This window comes from Massilia sp. NP310 (assembly GCF_019443485.1).
Lineage (GTDB): Bacteria > Pseudomonadota > Gammaproteobacteria > Burkholderiales > Burkholderiaceae_D > Telluria > Telluria timonae.
The window spans coordinates 553,485-571,202 of record NZ_CP080379.1 but is presented as its reverse complement, the minus strand read 5'-3'; the positions used below and the strand labels follow the sequence as shown (position 1 = coordinate 571,202).

The following is a 17,718-nucleotide window of genomic DNA, read 5'->3' as shown; positions in this document are numbered from 1 at the left end:
CTAGTCCGGCGCCCGTAGCGGCAGGTCGAGCACGAACAGCGTGCCGGCCCCTAGCGTGCTCTCGACCCGGATCGTCCCGCCCAGCAGGCTGGTGACGATGTTGTAGACGATGTTCAGGCCCAGCCCGGTGCCGCCCTGCCCCATGCGGGTCGTGAAGAAGGGATCGAAGATGCGCCCGAGGTGGGCCGCCTCGATGCCGCGTCCGTCGTCGCGGAAGGTGATGGTCACCCGGCCGTCGTGCGGCGCGGCGGCGATCGTCATGGCGCCGCCCGGCCCCTCGAAGGCGTGCAGCATGGCATTGTTGACGAAGTTGATCAGGACCTGGCCCAGCGGACCCGGGAATCCATCCATCGCGATCCCGGCCGGCACGTCGAGCAGCAGGCGGTGTTCGGCCAGGCGCACCGTGTTCATCAGCGTCGCGACGATCTCGTGGCAGGCCTGGGCCAGGTCGAAGCGGCGGCGCTGGGCGCTGGCCTGGTCGACCGAGACCTGGCGGAAGCTGCTCACCAGTTCGGCCGCATTGTGCAGGCTGCGCACGATCAGCTCCGATGCCTCCCTCGAGGCGGCCATGTAGTCTTCCAGGTCCGAGCGCTTGAGCGTGGCTTGCGCGAAGCGCGCCGCCACCGCGTTGGTGCGCTCCTGCAGGGTGCTGGCCATCAGCAGGCTGTTGCCGATCGGGGTGTTGAGCTCGTGCGCCACGCCCGCCACCAGCGAACCGAGCGAGGCCAGTTTCTCCTGGGCCGCCAGCTGGGCCTGGGTTTCCTTGAGGCGGTGATAGGCTTCGGCATTGTCCATCGCCACGCCCACGTAGGCCGCCAGCGTCCCCAGCATGTCGAGGTGGACCTGACTGTAGGCGCCGGGCTGGCGGCTCTGCACCGTCACCGCGCCCAGCACCCGCTCGCCCACCGTCACCGGGACGCACAGCAGCGAACGCGGCGCCTGGACGGCGGACTCCGACACCGCCACCGCATCGAGCGCGTTGGCCGCCTGCGAAAGGCACGAAGGAAGCTCGGCCTGCACGTCGGCCAGCAGGAACTCGCGGCCTTCGGCCACGCAGCACGACAGCAGGTGGCGCGCCGGATCGAAGCGCAATTCGCGCGGCGCCATGCGCCGTCCGACCACCATCGCATACGGCAGCTCGAGCGTCTCGCGCTCGGGGCGCCACAACGCGACCGCGAACACCGGCGCGTCCATCAGCGCCACCACGTGCTGGTAGAGCGTGTTCATGATGGCCTCATTGTCCAGGTTCGCGGTCAGCACCCTGCCCATGTCGGACAGCAGCGCGATATTGCGGTGCGCGCGCTCGACCGATTCCTTCTGGCGCTCGACTTCGCGCTTGCCGCGTTCGGCCGCTTCCTTCTGCAGCAGCAGTTCGGCGGTGCGGGCGTGGACCTCGCGCGCCAGCAGCCCTTTCTGCTCGACCAGCGCACGCACCCGCAGCCGGTAGACCAGGTAGGACAGCGCCAGCACCACGCTTGCCGCCAGCGTGCGGAACCACCAGGTCTTCCAGTACGGCGGCGTGATCGTGATCGCCAGCGCGGCGGCGTCCTGGCTCCACAGGCCGTCCTTGTTGCTGGCCCGGACCCGGAACACATAGCGCCCCGGATCGAGGTTCGTATAGGTCGCGAAGCGCCGGCTGGCATTGGTGTCGACCCAGGCCTGGTCGAAGCCTTCGAGCTGGTAGGCATAGCGGTTGCCGTGCGGGTCGGCATAGTGCAGGGCCGCGAATTCGATGGTGAACACGGTGTCGCGGTGCGACAGCGTGATCTCGCGCCGCGTCGGCAGGTCGGGGATGGAGCGGGTCTTGTTCAATACCAGCAGGTCGGTGATCGCCACCGTCGGCGCAAACGGGTTGTCGCGCACCTCGGCCGGAAAGAACGAGGTCATGCCGCTGATGCCGCCGAAATGCAGCTGGCCGTTGGCGCCGCGCCAGCCCGATCCGACGAAGTAGGAACCGTCGATCAGGCCGTCCTTGGCGGTGTAGCTCTTGGCCTGGCCACCCACCGGATCGACCCGCGTGATGCCGGCCGTGGTGCTGACCCACAGGTTGCCGTCGTCGTCCTCGAGGATGGCGCCGATCGATGGCGCATCCTCGCCGTCGGCGAAGGGATAGAAGCGGAACCAGGTGCGCTCGCCGTCGCGCATCATGCGGTGCAGCCCGCCGGCGGTGCCGACCCACAGCTCGCCCCTGGCCGATTCGTACAGGTAGTTGACGCGGCTGTGGCGCAGGCTGCCCGGATCGGCCGGATCGTTGCGAAAACGGGTAAACGTGTCGGCGGCGCGGTCGTACCGTTCCAGGCCCGACTCGGTGCCGATCCACAGGATGCCGTGCCGGTCTTCCAGCAGCGCGCGGCCGTAGTTGTCGCCCAGGCTGGTCGGGTCGAGCGGGTCGTTGCGCCAGCTGCGCGTGGTTTCATGGCCGGGGGCCAGCGCCGACAGGCCATCCCGCGTCGTCACCCACAAGGTGCCGTCGCGGCCGGCGAGGATGGCCTGCACGTGGTTGGCGCTCGGGCCGCGCCCCAGTCCCACCCGCCCCATGCGTCCATCCGGCGTGCGCCACAGCAGGCCGGTCGGGGTGCCGATCCACATCCGGCCGCGCGCCGGCGCCAACGCCGTGACGCGCTCGCCCAGCATGCCGGAGCGCAGGCGCGTGGCCTGGCGGGTGGCCGGATCGAGCAGCATCAGGCCGTCGCTGACGGTGCCGACCCACAGGCGGCCGTCGGCTTCGCCGGCGATGGCGCGCACCCGCGCGCGGCCGATGCCCTCGGTCTCGCCATAGCGCGCGAAGCCGCCGCTGGCCAGGTCGGTGCGGTTGATGCCGCCGAAATAGGTGCCGACCCACAAGGTGCCGGTGCGGTCGACCAGCACCGCCGGCACCTGGTTGTCGGACAGGCTGTGCGGATCCTGGGCCGCGTTGCGATAGCTGATGAACTTGCCGCTGGATGGGTCGCGCCATTTGAGGCCCTGGTTCTCGGTGCCGACCCACAGCTGGGCGCCACTGTCGTGGTACAAGGTTCTGACGTGCACCTCGCCCATGCCGTCGGCCGCGCTCATGCGCTGGCGCCGCGGCGGGCCTTCGTCGAGGCGCCAGGCTTCGAGCCCGGAGGCGGTGCCGACCCACAGCGTGTCGCGCGGCCCCATCGACAGCGCGAGCACGGTATTGCGCCGGGCGTCCGCCGGTGGCGCGAGCGCAAAATGTGCAAAGCGGCCGCCGCCCGGCTCCATCCGGTCCAGGCCGGCGGCCGTGCCCACCCACAGCGCGCCCGCGTTGTCGAAGGCGAGCGCATTGACCCGATCGTCGCGCAGGCTGGCGCGGTCCTCGGGGTCATGCACATAACCGCGGTGCCGGCCGGTGGCCGGATCGAAGCGCACCACGCCGTCGGTGGTCGCCAGCCACAGCGCGCCATCCGGTCCCGGCACGATGGCCACCACCGAACGCATCACGCTGCGCCCTTCGTCCGCCAGCGCATGGCGCTGGAAGCGGCCGGTGGCGGGGTCGTGACGCGCAAGCCCGCCCTTGGTGCCGAACCACAGGGAGCCTGCGGGATCTTCGTAGGAGGCGGACACGAAATTGTCTGGGATGCTGCCGGGATCGTTGGTGTCGTTGCGGTACACGGTCATCCGGTAGCCGTCGAAACGGTGCAGCCCGGCCTGGGTGCCGAACCAGATGAAGCCGCGCCGGTCCTGCAGGATGTTCATCACCGAATGCTGGGACAGGCCGTCGTCGACGGACAGCCGCTCGAAACGCAGGCTGCGCTGGGCGGCGCCCGCGTCCTTGGGCAGGCTCGCGGCGAGCATGCCCAGGACGCTCAGCAACAGGATGAACATGCAGCGGCACGATGTGGCGCGGACAGTGGCGAAACCCGACATGGCGATCCAATTAATTATCCTGCTATCAAATCTACCAGAGGAGTTTGCTTAAGTGAAATATTTTGAGTCTTCCAGAAACGACAACCCGCTGCTATAATGCGTGCTTCGGGCGGCTGTAGCTCAGCTGGATAGAGTACTTGGCTACGAACCAAGGGGTCGTGGGTTCGATTCCTGCCAGCCGCACCAGAAAATACGAAGGGCCAGATCGCGAGATCTGGCCCTTTTTCTTTGCTCCGGGCATTTGCCGCGGACGGTTTTCGCGGGCCGTTACGCGGTTCGGCAATGAACCTTGTCAACGCTAAATAGAAATGTCCCCTGTTGCGCAAAGTAGAAATGTCCCTCTTGCCAATTTGATCACGGATTGGTGACAGGGGCCAGATGCGATTTCGTATGGGCGAACTCAGCACGTACAGGGACGGTGCCCGGTTGCGTTTCCATGCGTTTTTTCCAGGGGTGTCCGATAGGCTGTGGCGGTTGGCGTCGGGCGAGTGCCTGCTCGACCTTGCCATTGATGTCCTTGCCGTCGATCGCCTCATGCTGCTTGATTGGCTTGCTGCTGCATGTGTGCTGCAAAACCCGGCCTTGCCAGACGACCTCGGTCGCACTTTCCGGATGGGTGACGATAGTAACGCTGGCGCCACGCAATGCTCGCCCCTGGTCGGCAATTTGGATCTGATACAGCAAGCCATTGAACTGACAGCTCAGGTTGCTAGACAGGCGGCGAGGTATATGCACCGAGAGGATTCGGCGTAGAGCAGCTTCGGTTCCGCCATACGGCACATGAGCGTCTTCAGGCAGCACGGCCGTGACGGCAAAGCGCCGGTTGAAGGCGCGAATGAACTGCGGTAGCCAGGCATTGGCAGCCTGCTGGCTACTGATGCCCTGTAACCGCATCTCCTTTACCAAGCGGTCCTGCAAGGTCTGATTGGCTCGCTCGACTCGTCCCTTGGCCTGCGGGCTGTTAGCCTGGATGCCCTCGATACCGAGTTGTTCCAATGCGCGTGCAAACTGCGTTTGCCCTTCACCGACGCCACTCTTGTCGCCCGTGCTGATCCGGAAGATGCTATGACGATCGCTGTACAGGGCCGCTGGCAGGCCATGATTTCTGATGTGCTCCTCCAGCAAACTCATGTATCCAAGCGTCGTCTCGGCATCGACGAAACGCAATGCCATCAGCTCGCTCGTGGCATCGTCGATAAACACCAACAGGCTGCAGCGGGGCGCGCGGCCCTCGAACCAGTCGTGCGGCGATCCATCGATCTGGATCAGCTCTCCGCGCCGCGCCCTGCGCTCGCGCATTGCGTGTGTCCGCGCTGTTGCGCCACGACGCGGTTTCCACAGTTGCGCCGCAATCATCGCCTTGCGCACCGTTTCCACTGATAGGCGGATCTCATGCAGTTCGTCGAGCTTCTCGCATGCCAACGTCGGACCGAAATCCGCATAGTGCGCCCTGATCAGGTCCAATGCCTTGGACAGCTTCTCTTGTGGCGTGCGTCGATTCGACGGTTTGCCCCGGCTCTTGCTCAGTAGCCCTGCATTGCCCTCGTCGAGCATACGCCGCTTCAGACGTTTCACCTGGCGCGTGCTGATGCCCAGCCTCCTGGCAGCACTTTCCTGATCCAGCTTACCCTCAACTACCTGTGCCATCACCTGGCTACGCAACACGTCTTTGGCTGTCATCTTGAGCACTGTCCCGTCCCCCTTCAGGGCATCCTAGGGGACATTTCTACTTAGCGGAGAGGGGACATTACTACTTTGCGCTAACAGTTCGGCAATGAACCTTTGCCAAGACGCCCGCCTCCCGCTATAATGCCTGCATTGGGCGGCTGTAGCTCAGCTGGATAGAGTACTTGGCTACGAACCAAGGGGTCGTGGGTTCGATTCCTGCCAGCCGCACCAACCTTCTTCAGATAAGGGCGCTTCGCAAGAAGTGCCCTTATTGCTTTTGGCCCGCACGATCATTTCAGCCGCCACCGTCCCATGAACGACGCCGCCGTCCATCATCCCCAGCCTGACGAGCACGGCAAGCCAGTGCTGATTGCCCGGCCTTCGCAGCCGAGCGCGCCCGGCACCTGGCACGACCCTGCCCGGGTCGCCACCGTGATTCCCCTCGGCGCCCTGCCCCCGGCGCTCAATGGCCTGCCCTTCGCGCCATGGCTGGACGTGCCGGCCACGCAGGCCGACTGGGCCGACGTTGCGGGCCAGGCCGACATCGCCGAACCGGCCTTCGAACCAGCGCCATCGAAATCCCCCGCGGCCGGCGTCGTCATCGTGGAAGACGATGGGCGCGTCTGGGCGGTGTCGCCGTCGAACCGCTTCGGCGGCTATGACGCGACCTTTCCCAAGGGCCGGGTCGATCCCGGCATCAACCTGCAAGCGACGGCGATTCGGGAAGCGTTCGAGGAATCGGGGCTGCGCGTGGAAATCCTGGCTCACCTGATCGACTCCGCGCGCACGCTGACCCATACCCGCTATTACCTGGCGCGCCGGATCGGCGGCAACCCGGCGCTGATGGGGTGGGAAAGCCAGGCCGTGCACCTGATTCCGCAGGCGGATCTTCCTTCCCTGTTGTGCAATCCGAACGATCGGGCGGTCATCGACGCACTGACCCGATCACTTACGAAATAAATTTCCCGATAACCCTTTGCCAAGACGAACAAGCATCGCTATAATGCGTGCCTCGGGCGGCTGTAGCTCAGCTGGATAGAGTACTTGGCTACGAACCAAGGGGTCGTGGGTTCGATTCCTGCCAGCCGCACCAACTGTTTCAAAGAGAATGGCTCAGAAGAAATTCTGAGCCATTTTTCTTTCCGGCTCGCCAAACGCCTGCGCGAAGCCGACCTCGAGATGACCACCGACCGGCACCGCCGCCCACCTTGCAGTCAGCTCGGCGAGCGCGCAGCGCACCGCATCGATGGCCGCCGCGTCGATATCGAGCATGGGGCACGATCTCGCATGGCATGTGACCCGGTACAGGTCGATGAGATCCGTTGCGGGGGCATCGCCGCCGGACCACTGGTCGCCCTGGAAGACTTCCACCAGACGCTCGACCGCGTCGCTGCATGGCTCGCCCTGCATCCCGAAGCTGGCCGCCTCTCCCTCGCCCACCCTGGCGAGAAATCCGCGCACGGCCAAGGTATGCTCCACGGCGTAATGCACCATATCGTGCGGAATGATTCCTTGCTTTGGGCAGTCGACCTGCTCTGGCGGGCGCCCCGGGCGCACGATGGTCATCCGGTCGAACTTCCCGGCGCCCTTGGTAAAGACGAGTCGCATGTGAATAGCTCCAGACTGCGCGCATGGCGCATGATCGAACCGTGCCTGCCAGTGTATTCACATGCTGACAGGCAAGCAAGGCCTGGCGCCGGCCGATCCGGCGCACAGCGCCCGGCTTGCCCGGCGCCAACAGCCGCTTGGCGAACTTGCCACATGCCGCTATAATGCGTGCCCCGGGCGGCTGTAGCTCAGCTGGATAGAGTACTTGGCTACGAACCAAGGGGTCGTGGGTTCGATTCCTGCCAGCCGCACCAACCGTTTCACAGAGAATGGCTCAGAAGAGATTCTGAGCCATTTTTCTTTGCTGAACACGGTTTCTGCAATGCAGAATCCTTGCTTGGCGTTCTGGCTGATTGCCGTTATAATGCGTGCCTCGGGCGGCTGTAGCTCAGCTGGATAGAGTACTTGGCTACGAACCAAGGGGTCGTGGGTTCGATTCCTGCCAGCCGCACCAACTGTTTCAAAGAGAATGGCTCAGAAGAAATTCTGAGCCATTTTTCTTTTCTGCCTGCATTTCATTCTCGCGCGCTCAGTCGTTTGAGCATAAGTTCACACGCGCCATTGTCGCTCATCCCTTTCGCCCTGTTCAGGACCCTGCGTCGGGTGTCAACGGCCTCTGCGCCGGATCATCACCGCAGTTCTTGTAAGACCTGCCCTACATAGGTTGAGCAAACCCACGTGATTTTCTGCTCTACAACGCCAGATAGCGACGCTCTCCTATGACACGTTATCCGATAGCTATCTCCCCAGAAAATAGTTAGCCTCGAGCACACATTTCCTGCTCCATAAGCCACATAGCGCAGGGGGATGCTTTTCTTTGCTCTTTTGTTAGCATGAAGTTCCCCTTCTTGAAACCATGGCTGCGGGTTGCGGCTGATGTCGCGGCAGATTTCGCGGCTGACCTTTTGCGAGGAAAGACATGAAACGATCTCTCATTGCTGCAATGGTGCTGGCTGGCGCGTCGTCGTTCGGTTCTTCCGCCGTGATGGCGCAGGACGTCATCGGAGACTCGCCGCAAGCCCTGGACCTGGTCGATCTGACCGCCTACTTCGGCGACACCTTCGACGCCGACAACCAGGGCAACACCTTCGCCGACCAGTTCACCTTCACGATCGCGAGCACGATCGGCCACAATCTCGACGCCGTGGTCGCCTCGAGCAGCCGCAGCGGCGACGTCGGCCTGGACATTACCGGCCTGGCCCTGTACGGCGCCGATGACGTGCTCATCAGCGCGGGCGAAGAAGTGCAGGCCGGCGCGGTCGACCTGTGGACCCTCGCCAGCGACAACCTGGGGGCCGGCGACTATTACCTGCAGGTGAGCGGCGAACTGTTGTCGGCCGACGGCGCCAGCTTCGGCGGCGCGGTGGCGCTGGCGCCGGTGCCCGAGCCGGGCACCTACGGGATGATGCTGGGCGGCCTGGGCGTGCTGGGTTTCCTGGCCCACCGCCGCCGGGCGAAGCAGGGCTGACGCCCTGCCAATCTGCAGCAGCACGAACGGAAGCGTTGCACACGCTTCCGTTTTTTTTATGTGCGCAACTTCTTGACGACGCTGCGCGTGCCCAGGATTTCCTCGATCTGCTCGAAGCGCACCGGCTTGACCATGTGGTGGCCGAAGCCGGCCTCGAAGGCCAGCTGGCGGTCTTTTTCCTGGCCCCAGCCGGTCACCGCGATCAGCACCGTCAGGGCGCCGGTCGGCAGCTTGCGGATGCCGCGCGCCAGGTCGTAGCCCGACATGTGCGGCAGGCCGATGTCGAGGAAGGCGTAGTCAGGACAGAAACGCGCCGCCGCGGCCAGCGCGTCCGGGCCGTTGTGGGTGATCACCACGCTGTGGCCCATCGCGGTGAGCAAGGCGCCGATGCTGTTGACGAAGTCGACGTTGTCGTCGGCCAGCAGGATGCGGTAGCTCTCGGTGCTGATGAAGGCGGCCGGGGTCGGCTTGGTCGGCGGCTCGGGCTCGACCACGATCGGCAGGCGCACCAGGAAGCGGCTGCCCAGGCCCAGGCCTTCGCTGTGGGCGGTGATGGTGCCGCCGTGCAGCTCGACCAGCTTGCGCGCCAGCGACAGGCCCACGCCCAGGCCGGCATTGCTGCGCTCCAGGGTCGAATCGACCTGCACGAACATCTCGAACACCGAATCGAGCATGTCCGGCGCCAGGCCGATGCCGGTGTCGGCCACTTCGAGCACCAGGGTCTTGTCTTCCACCGCGCCCTTGAGCATTACCTTGCCGCCGCGGTTGGTGTACTTGGCGGCGTTGTTCAGCAGGTTCGACAGGATCTGGGCCAGGCGCGTGGCGTCGCCGTGCAGGAACACCGGACGGTCCGGCAACTCCAGCACCAGCTCGTGCCCGTGCAGCTCGATATACGAACGCACCACTTCCAGCGCGTCGTTGACGACGGCCTTCAGTTCGACACGGCCCATCTTGATGGTGAACTTGCCGGTGTTGATGCGCGAGACGTCCAGCAGGTCGTCCACCAGGCGCACCATCTGGCGCAGCTGGCGTTCCATGATGTCGGTGGCGCGCTGGGTGGCCTGGGCGTCGCCGCTGCGGATGCGCAGGATGTCGAGGCCGGTGCGGATCGGCGCCAGCGGGTTGCGCAGCTCGTGCGCCAGGGTGGCCAGGAATTCGTCCTTGCGGCGGTCGGCCACGATCAGGGCGCCTTCGGCGCGCTGGCGCACTTCCATCTCGTGTTCGAGCGTGCGGTTGGCCGCCTGCAGCGCGTCCGAACGGCGCCCGATCTCGGCCAGCATGTCGTTGAAGGCCTCGACCAGCACGCCGATCTCGCCTTTCTCCTTGCCCGGCACGCGCAGCGAGAAGTCGCGGCGCAGCATCACCTGGCGCGCGACGTCGGTCACCGCCTCCAGCGGCCGCGTGATCGACGCCTGCAGGCGCGAAGCCACCAGGGCCGCGATCACCAGCGCGCCCAGCAGCACGCCGCCGAGGATGGCGCCATAGCTCAGGGCCCGGTCCAGCACGCCATAGCGCGAACGCAGGTAGACGGTGCCGATCCGCTCGCCGTTCTCGACGATGTCGCGGTACAGCACGACTTCGCCGCGTTCGATGCGGTAACCGGCCGGCTCGGGCCGCTCCGGCAACTGGGCGCGCACGTCGGGCCGCACATAGGTGGCGAAACGGGTGCCGCCCGCGGTGTAGACCGCGGCCGCCACGATCTGCGGACGCACGCGCAGCAGGGTCAGGCTCTGGGTGACGTCGGCCGTATCGTTGAACGAGACCGCGGGCGCGGTCACGCTGGCGACGATGTCGGCCTGGGTGGTGAGGTCGTCGATCCAGTAGCGCTGGAAGGTGCGCAGGTCGAGCAGCAGCATCGCCACGCCCGCGGTGAGCAGGGCCACCACGGTGGTCGCCACTGCCATCAGGATCAGTTTGCTCCGGACGGAGCCGGTATCGTGCATCGGCATCAGGAGGCTCCTTTCTGCACGCGGTTCGCGACCGTCAGCAGGCGCGAACTGAGCTTCACATTCTTCTTTTCCGCCGCATCGAGCGAGACGTCGAAACGGACGCGCTCATCGACGATCGTAAAATTGATCACGCTGCCGTGCTGCAGGCAGCCCTCGCATTCGGTCACGGTCAGCCAGGCCGGCGAGGCGCGCAGCAGGCGCGCCGTGCGCGCCCCGTCCTGGCCGGCCACGAACAGCAGGTGCACCGGCTGGGCCAGGTCTTGCTCGCGCAGCACGCGCACGGCGATCGTGCGTCCCGCCACCATGCGCCCGGTGGCGATCCGCGTCAGCTCGGCCGCCATGTCGTCGGCGCCGAACACGCCCAGGGTGAGGGGCGTGGCGGCGTCGGAGAAAGCCTGCGGCGGAAATTCGGCGTAACCGAGGAATTTATACAGGAAAGCCGCCTTCACGCGCCGCTCGAGCGCCGGCGCCGCGGCCTGCGCGGCCAGCGGCAGCAGGGGCGCGCCGACGCCGGCCAGCAGCAGGGGCAGCGCCAGGGCCCGGCATGCCAGGCGGCGCTGCGGGCTTTCAGGTTGAGTGATTGTCATGGAATCCATTGGCCAGTCAAAAACGCAGCGCCGCGCTGGCGAACACCGATCGCTCGATCAGCTGGCGGCTGCCGGCCGCGCCGTATTCGGCGTGGCGTCGGTGCAGCAGGTTACGCCCGACAAGGGCGATCTCGAGATCGGGGCGCACCTGCCACGCCAACCGTGCGTCGAGCTCATGATAGCTTGGCAGGGCCGCCTGCGGCATGCTCGCTACGTAACGAAGCGCCAGATCGGCGCGCAGGTGCGGCCCCAGGTCGTGCGCGCTGCGCACGGTCCAGGTCATGCGCAGATCGTTGCCAGCAAGAAAACTCAGGCCGGTACTGTCGCGACTGGCAGGCTCGCGCCCGACGTCCACGTCCTGGACCACCGCTCCCGCATGCAGGCGCCAGCCGCGCGCGGCCTGCCAGTTGGCCCACAGCTCGACGCCGCGCAGCGCGCCCTTGCCCAGGCTTTGCAGGACGTAGGCAGCCGGCGGAATGGCGCCCACCGACGCCCGTTCCAGCGTGCGCAGGCGCTCGAAATCCGTATAGAAGACGGTGGCCGACCACGACAGCGCGGGGGTGGGCTGGGCACGGTAGCCCAGCTCGGCCACGCGCGCCGTTTCCGCCACCACGTCCGCCCCACCCCCGACCAGATAGGCGTTCGGGTCGAGCGGGTCGACGACGTAGAAATCGCGGTCGAGGCGCGACGGCGCGCGCACCGTGCGCGACAGTGCCGTCCACAGCATCGAGCGCGCATCGACGTCCCATGCCAGGCGCAGGCTGGGCAGCACCTCGCTGCCGGTATACACATTGTGTTCGATGCGCACGCCGGCGCTGGCGCGCAAGTCGCGCGCCAGCTTGAATTCATCCTGGACGAACAGGTGCGACCAGCGCAGGCTGCGCCGCGCCGGCGTGAAGCGCAGCAAGGGACCGTTGTCGATCCGGTCGCGGCTGTAGCGATAGCCGCCGCCCCAGGCCAGGCTGTGGCCATCCAGGCGCAGCAGGTGCTGGGCCTCGACGTCGACCGTGTCCAGGCGCTGTGCGCCGACGCCCTGCTGGTCGCGCCGCGCATGGTCGATCCAGGCCTGCAGGCGCACGCTCTGGTTCTCGTCCAGCCGATGCTCGACCCGCCCCAGCAGGTTGGCGCCCGAGGTCTCGGTGCGCGCCTGGTCGGCGCCGGCGCGCTGGCGGCCGTCGTGGACGTCGCCGCTGAAGGTCAGATCAAGGGCCTCGGCTTCCCGGTCGAGACGAAAGCCCGCCTGCTGGCGCCGCATGCCGCCGGCGCCCGGCCCGCCCCCATCGAACGCCAGCCCCTCGACATCCATGCCGCGCGCATAGGCGCGCCAGTGCGCGCCGCCGGCGAGCTGCCCGCCATACCGCACGCTGGCGCCCTTTTCGCCGGCGCCGGCATGCGCCGTCGCCAGGCCGCCATGGGTCTCGGCGGCGCTGCGGGTAATGATGTTGATGACGCCGTTGACGGCATTCGTGCCCCAGGCGGTGCCGCCGGCGCCGCTGACCACCTCGATGCGGTCCACGTCTTCCAGCGCCACGTCCTGCATTTCCCAGAACACGCCGGAAAACAGCGGCGAATACACGCTGCGGCCATCGACCATCACCAGCAGCTTGTTGGCCAGCGGCGAGACGAAGCCGCGCGCGCTGATCGCATACGACCCGGCGCCGATGCGCGCCACCTGCAGGTTCGGCGCCAGGCGCAGCGCCTCGGGCAAGGTGGTGGCGCCGGAGCGGGCGATCTCGGCGCCCTGGATCACGTAGACCGAGGCCGGCGCGCGACCCAACGCTTCGTCCTGGCGCGAGACCGAGGTCACCACGATATCGGAGAGCTGTTCAAGGGAATAGTCGGCGAGCGCCACGGCCTGGCCCGGCGGCGGGTCGACTGGCCGTGCATGTGCCTGCGCGGCGCAGGCGCAGGACAGCAGCGCGATACCGGCGCGAGCGAACAACGAAGAAGATGACATAGTTGCCATCGTAGAACATTTTCTCGCACCCACCAAGTGCGCACACGCTACAGTGCGCACTTGACAATCCGCCCGGGATATTTATTGAGGCTATGACTGGTATTGGAAATATAAATTGGACTGATTTGACGCAATGCAGCATCATTCACCTGTCTCCTCTATTCTCCTCCTAGGAAATAGATTCAACCCGCTTCCGACGAAGCGGGTTTTTTTTTGCCTGCTGCAGGGCCGCGATAGCGGCCTCACAGCCCCGCAATCGGCTCATTCGTTGGTTAGTTACAAATCGTGCTATGCCGCCGCGCACGCTTGTTGAAGCAAACGACAGGCTTTTGGTGTACGATGCCGGCCATATTTTCGTTTTTACAACTAGCTTGCCCATGCCCGACCTCGACACTTCCGCCCGGAGCACCGCATCCTACGACTGGTCGGCGACCGCGCTGGGCGACGCCGCCCGCTGGCCCCTGCCGCTGCGGCTTGCCAGCGACCTGCTGCTCAACGCTCCGCTGCCCACCCTGCTGGTCTGGGGCACCGAGACGATCACGGTGTTCAACGAGGCGTATGCGCTGCTGGCCGGCCCCGGCTACGGCCGGGTTCCCGGCGGTTCGGTGCCGCCGGTGCTGCCGCCCCCGCTGGCGGCGGCCGGCAAGGCGTTGGAGGCAGCCTGGCGCGGCGAAGCCGGCGTAGTGCAGGACGCCCCGCTCACCTTCCGCCGTCTCGACGGCAGCCAGGAGTCGCGCTTCGACCTGCGCCTGACCCCGCTGCGCGACGAGACCGGCGCGGTGCGCGGCGTGCAGGTGGCGCTGGCCCCGGCCACCGAGGCGCCGGCGCAGGAAGACGCCGGCGGCGGCGCCATGCGCATCCTGGTGGTCGAGGACAACGTCGATTCGCAGTACCTGGTGTGCGAGATGCTCAAGGCCTTCGGCCACGAGGCCGACGGCGTGGCCCATCCGGACGACGCCCTGGCCCTGCTCGCGCGCCAGCGCTACGACGTGCTGTTCTCCGACGTCAGCCTGCCCGGCATGTCGGGCGTCGACCTCGCCACCCGCGCGATCGCGGACGATCCGTCGCTGCGCGTGATCTTTGCCTCCGGCTACGGCGACACCCTGCTGCGCCACCTGTCCTTCCCTTACCAGTCGCTGCAGAAGCCCTACGAGATCGACCAGTTGCAGGACGCCCTGTCGAAGGTCGCGCGCCAGGCGGGCAAGTCCGGCTGAACAGCGCCGCAAGGAGCGCTGCACGGAAACGCCGTGAAGCGCGTTTGAAACGCGGACCGGCGCCAGGCGCGCATCAAGCGTGTGTGTCGGACCCGCTTGTCTGGTCTACAATGAAACACATCCTGCCCGGTCTCGGGCGTTCCGCACCCCCGGCATGAACACTCCCTCCGACCTATCCAGCAGCAGCACTCCCTGCCACGTGTCCGAGCAAGACCTGGCAGCCACCCGGCAAGAGCTGCAGCGCGCCAACGAGCGCATGGAAAACATGCTCGAAAGCCTCACCGACGGCTTTTGCGCGGTCGACCGCGACTGGAACATCACGTATATCAACGGCCGCGCGCTGCAGATGGTGGCGCCGCTCAACAAGAGCCGCGACAGCCTGGTCGGGCGCCGGCTGTGGGATGAGTTCGAAGACCTGCACGGCACCTCGGTCGCCGCCGACTGCCGGCGCGCGATGGAGCAGCGCATCACCGTCAACAAGGAATTTTTCTACCGCCGCCTGCAATGCTGGCTCGACATGCGGGTGTACCCCTCGCCCGACGGCCTGACCCTGTACTTCCAGGACATCACGGCGCGCAAGCTCGACCAGCAAGCGCTGATCGACAACAACAACCGGCTGCAGCTCGCGATCGCGGCCGGCCGCCTGGGCGACTGGCGCTGGGACGCGGCCAGCGACCGCGTCACCTTTGGCGCGCGCGCGGCCGAGATCCTCGGCCTGCCCGCGGGCGTGGCGCTCGCGTGGCCGCTGCTGCGCGCGCGCCTGGTCCAGGAAGACCGGCCGCGGGTACGGCGCGCGGTGCTCGCGGCTTTTTCGCAAGGCAATGACCTCGACCTCGAATGCCGCCTGCTGCCGCTCGACGGCCACGCCGGCGGCGCCCTGGAGAACCAGGCCGCCGCGCGCTGCGTGGCCCTGGTCGGCCGCCCCGACCATGCCAGCGCGGCCCAGGGCGGCGCCGTGCTGGGCATGACCGGCATGGCCCAGGACATCAGCGCCCGGCGCGAAGCCGACGACCACCTGCGCCAGAGCGAAGAAGAACTGCGGGCGCTGGCCAACACCATCCCGCAGCTGGCCTGGATGGCCGACCCCAGCGGCGCCATCGTCTGGTTCAACCAGCGCTGGTACGAATACACCGGCATCACGCCGAGCGAATCCACCGGCTGGGGCTGGAAAGCGGTGTACGATCCGGCGGTGCTGCCGGCCGTGCTCGAGCATTGGGACGAATCGGTGCGCACCGGCGCGCCGTTCGAGATGGAATTCCCGATCCGCGGCGCCGACGGCAACTTCCGCTGGTTCCTCACCCGGGTCGAGGCCGTCCACGACCGCGACGGCCGCGTGGTGCGCTGGTTCGGCACCAATACCGATGTCGACCAGGTCAAACGCGCCGAGCAGGCGCTGCGCGAAGAATCGCACGTGCTCGAACTGCTCAACAGCACCGGCGCCATCCTCGCTTCGACGCGCGACCTGCGCTCGCTGATGCAGGCCGCCACCGACGCCGCCGCCGGCGTCTGCGGGGCCCGTTTCGGCGCCTTCTTCCACTATGGCGAACAGGGCGCGGGCACGCTGTTCTCGCTGTACACGCTGTCGGGCGCCACTTCGGCCGAGTTCCAGGACTTCGCCGAACCGGGCGCCAGCGCGCTGTTCGGTCCGGGCTTGCGCGCCGACGGCATGGTGCGGATCGGCGACCTGGGCGACATCGGCAACGCACCACAGTACGCCGCCAAGGCGCCGCAGTTCGGCCTGCCCGCCGGCCATCCGCCGGTGCGCAGCTACCTGTCGGTGCCGGTCACGGCGCGCTCGGGCGAGCTGCTGGGCACGATGTTCTTCGGCCATCCCGAGCCCGGCGTGTTTACCGAACGCAGCGAGCGCATCGTCAGCGGCATCGCGGCCCAGGCCGCGATCGCGGTCGACAATATCCGCCTGGTGGAGGCCGCCAGCCGCGCCGCCGAAGAGCGCAAGGTGCTGCTCGAGAACGAGCGCGAGGCGCGCGCCGAGGCCGAGCGCACCAGCCAGATGAAGGACGAATTCCTGGCCACCCTGTCGCACGAGCTGAGGACGCCCTTGTCGGCCATTCTCGGCTGGTCGCAGGTGCTGCGCCGCGGCAGCCGCGACGGCGCCGACCTGCAGCGCGGCCTGTCGACCATCGAGCGCAATGCGCGCGCCCAGGCCCAGCTGATCGAAGACCTGCTCGACATGAGCCGCATCACCTCGGGCAAGGTGCTGCTCGACATGCAGACCGTGGCCCCGGCCGCCTTCATCGACGCCGCCATCGAAACCGTGCGCCCGGCGGCCGACGCCAAGGGCATCCGCATCGAGCGCCATTACGGCAGCGAGACGCCGGCGGTGGCGGGCGACCCGAGCCGGCTGCAGCAGGTGATCTGGAACCTGCTGTCGAACGCGATCAAGTTCACGCCGCGCGACGGCCTGGTCACGATCGAGGTCGGCCAGCGCGACGAACAGGTGGCGATCACGATCCGCGACAACGGCGCCGGCATCGGCCCCGAATTCATCACCCACGTGTTCGAGCGCTTCCGCCAGGCCGACGCCTCGATGACGCGCAGCCACGGCGGCCTCGGCCTGGGCCTGTCGATCGTCAAGCACCTGGTCGAGCAACACGGCGGCACGGTGCGCGCGGAGAGCGCCGGGGTCGGCCAGGGCGCCAGCTTCACCATCGAGCTGCCGCTGGCCAAGGCCGCTCCCGCCGCCAGCGCCGATGCCGCCCGCGCCGCGCCGCGCCAGCCGGCGCCGCCGCCGGCGACGTCGTCTGCCGTGGAGGCCGACGCACAGGCGGCCGAGGCCGCGGTGCGCGACCTGCGCGGCACCTCGGTGCTGGTGGTCGACGACGACCGCGATGCGCGCGAGCTGATCGCCCGCATCCTGGCCGATTGCCAGGCCAGCGTGCGCCTGGCCGCCAGCGCGCGCGAAGCGTTCGAGCTGCTGCGCGCCGCGCCGCCCGACCTCCTGATCAGCGACCTCGGCATGCCCGAGGTCGACGGCCTGGAACTGCTGTCCTGGGTGCGTGCGCTGCCGCGCGACGCCGGCGGGCTGGTGCCGGCCATCGCCCTGACCGCCTTCGCCCGCTCCGAAGACCGCCTCAAGGCGCTGGAGGCGGGTTTTTCGGCCCATGTCTCGAAACCGGTCGAGCAGACCGAGCTGATGGCCGCGATCGGCATGGTGATGGCGCCGCCCGCGGCGCCGCTGGTCAATGGAGGAAGACGCGTGGTCAGCCGTTGAGCGTTGGCCACTGATGGATGGCCAATGAAAGTGGGGCAATGAGGAGCAGCCGTTGTCCACCGATCGTTCATGTTCCTACCCACGCACGCGGCGCTGTCCTACAAGAAATTTTGAGCTGTTTGCTAGACTAAGTAGTGATGGGTTCAAGCCCGATTCCACCCAGAA

10 protein-coding genes and 5 tRNA genes are annotated in these 17,718 nt (G+C 67.1%); 9 read left to right on the top strand and 6 right to left on the bottom strand.

Going from position 1 to position 17,718, the window contains the following annotated elements; all coding sequences use genetic code 11:
• Positions 1-3,828, bottom strand: coding sequence for a two-component regulator propeller domain-containing protein (locus tag KY496_RS02650; protein WP_229520402.1), 3,828 nt, complete (start codon positions 3,826-3,828; stop codon positions 1-3).
• 151 nt (positions 3,829-3,979) lie between these two features.
• On the opposite strand from KY496_RS02650, the gene KY496_RS02645 reads away from it, so the two are divergent.
• Positions 3,980-4,056 (top strand) — tRNA-Arg (locus tag KY496_RS02645).
• 168 nt (positions 4,057-4,224) lie between these two features.
• Here KY496_RS02645 and KY496_RS02640 read toward each other — a convergent pair.
• Positions 4,225-5,550 (bottom strand): ISNCY family transposase, encoded by a 1,326-nt coding sequence (locus KY496_RS02640; RefSeq protein WP_005665724.1) that lies wholly within the window; start codon positions 5,548-5,550, stop codon positions 4,225-4,227.
• A 142-nt stretch (positions 5,551-5,692) separates the two neighbouring features.
• Here KY496_RS02640 and KY496_RS02635 point away from each other — a divergent pair.
• The 3 genes from KY496_RS02635 to KY496_RS02625 all read left to right on the top strand — a co-directional run bounded on the left by KY496_RS02635 (position 5,693) and on the right by KY496_RS02625 (position 6,631).
• Positions 5,693-5,769, top strand: a tRNA-Arg gene (locus KY496_RS02635).
• A gap of 81 nt (positions 5,770-5,850) precedes the next feature.
• A complete protein-coding gene (locus tag KY496_RS02630) occupies positions 5,851-6,498 on the top strand; it encodes an NUDIX hydrolase (protein WP_005669970.1) in 648 nt (215 codons plus the stop codon).
• A 56-nt stretch (positions 6,499-6,554) separates the two neighbouring features.
• Positions 6,555-6,631 (top strand) — tRNA-Arg (locus KY496_RS02625).
• A gap of 20 nt (positions 6,632-6,651) precedes the next feature.
• Here the strand turns inward: KY496_RS02625 and KY496_RS02620 are convergent.
• A complete protein-coding gene (locus KY496_RS02620; RefSeq protein WP_005669968.1) occupies positions 6,652-7,146 on the bottom strand; it encodes a hypothetical protein in 495 nt (164 codons plus the stop codon).
• 177 nt (positions 7,147-7,323) lie between these two features.
• On the opposite strand from KY496_RS02620, the gene KY496_RS02615 reads away from it, so the two are divergent.
• The 3 genes from KY496_RS02615 (at position 7,324) to KY496_RS02605 (ending at position 8,614) form a co-directional block, all read left to right on the top strand.
• Positions 7,324-7,400 (top strand) — tRNA-Arg (locus KY496_RS02615).
• A gap of 123 nt (positions 7,401-7,523) precedes the next feature.
• Positions 7,524-7,600: transfer RNA gene (locus KY496_RS02610), tRNA-Arg, on the top strand.
• A 465-nt stretch (positions 7,601-8,065) separates the two neighbouring features.
• Positions 8,066-8,614 (top strand): FxDxF family PEP-CTERM protein, encoded by a 549-nt coding sequence (locus KY496_RS02605; RefSeq protein WP_219863734.1) that lies wholly within the window; start codon positions 8,066-8,068, stop codon positions 8,612-8,614.
• Between the two features lie 56 nt (positions 8,615-8,670).
• Here the strand turns inward: KY496_RS02605 and KY496_RS02600 are convergent, their stop codons facing one another.
• The 3 genes from KY496_RS02600 to KY496_RS02590 are packed head-to-tail and all read right to left on the bottom strand — an operon-like array spanning position 8,671 to position 13,107.
• The gene (locus KY496_RS02600) at positions 8,671-10,563 is read right to left on the bottom strand and encodes an ATP-binding protein (protein WP_219863732.1); all 1,893 of its coding nucleotides are present in this window, start codon (positions 10,561-10,563) and stop codon (positions 8,671-8,673) included.
• Complete coding sequence (locus tag KY496_RS02595) at positions 10,563-11,150, bottom strand: YfiR family protein (RefSeq protein ID WP_184237754.1); 588 nt, start codon at positions 11,148-11,150, stop codon at positions 10,563-10,565. Before KY496_RS02595 ends, KY496_RS02600 begins: the two co-directional genes overlap by 1 nt.
• Before the next feature lie 16 nt (positions 11,151-11,166).
• Positions 11,167-13,107 (bottom strand): TonB-dependent siderophore receptor, encoded by a 1,941-nt coding sequence (locus tag KY496_RS02590; protein ID WP_184237756.1) that lies wholly within the window; start codon positions 13,105-13,107, stop codon positions 11,167-11,169.
• 377 nt (positions 13,108-13,484) lie between these two features.
• On the opposite strand from KY496_RS02590, the gene KY496_RS02585 reads away from it, so the two are divergent.
• Complete coding sequence (locus tag KY496_RS02585; protein WP_005669959.1) at positions 13,485-14,321, top strand: response regulator; 837 nt, start codon at positions 13,485-13,487, stop codon at positions 14,319-14,321.
• Positions 14,322-14,475: 154 nt separating this feature from the next.
• Positions 14,476-17,553, top strand: coding sequence for an ATP-binding protein (locus KY496_RS02580; RefSeq protein WP_083415513.1), 3,078 nt, complete (start codon positions 14,476-14,478; stop codon positions 17,551-17,553).
• The last annotated feature ends 165 nt before the right edge of the window (positions 17,554-17,718 follow it).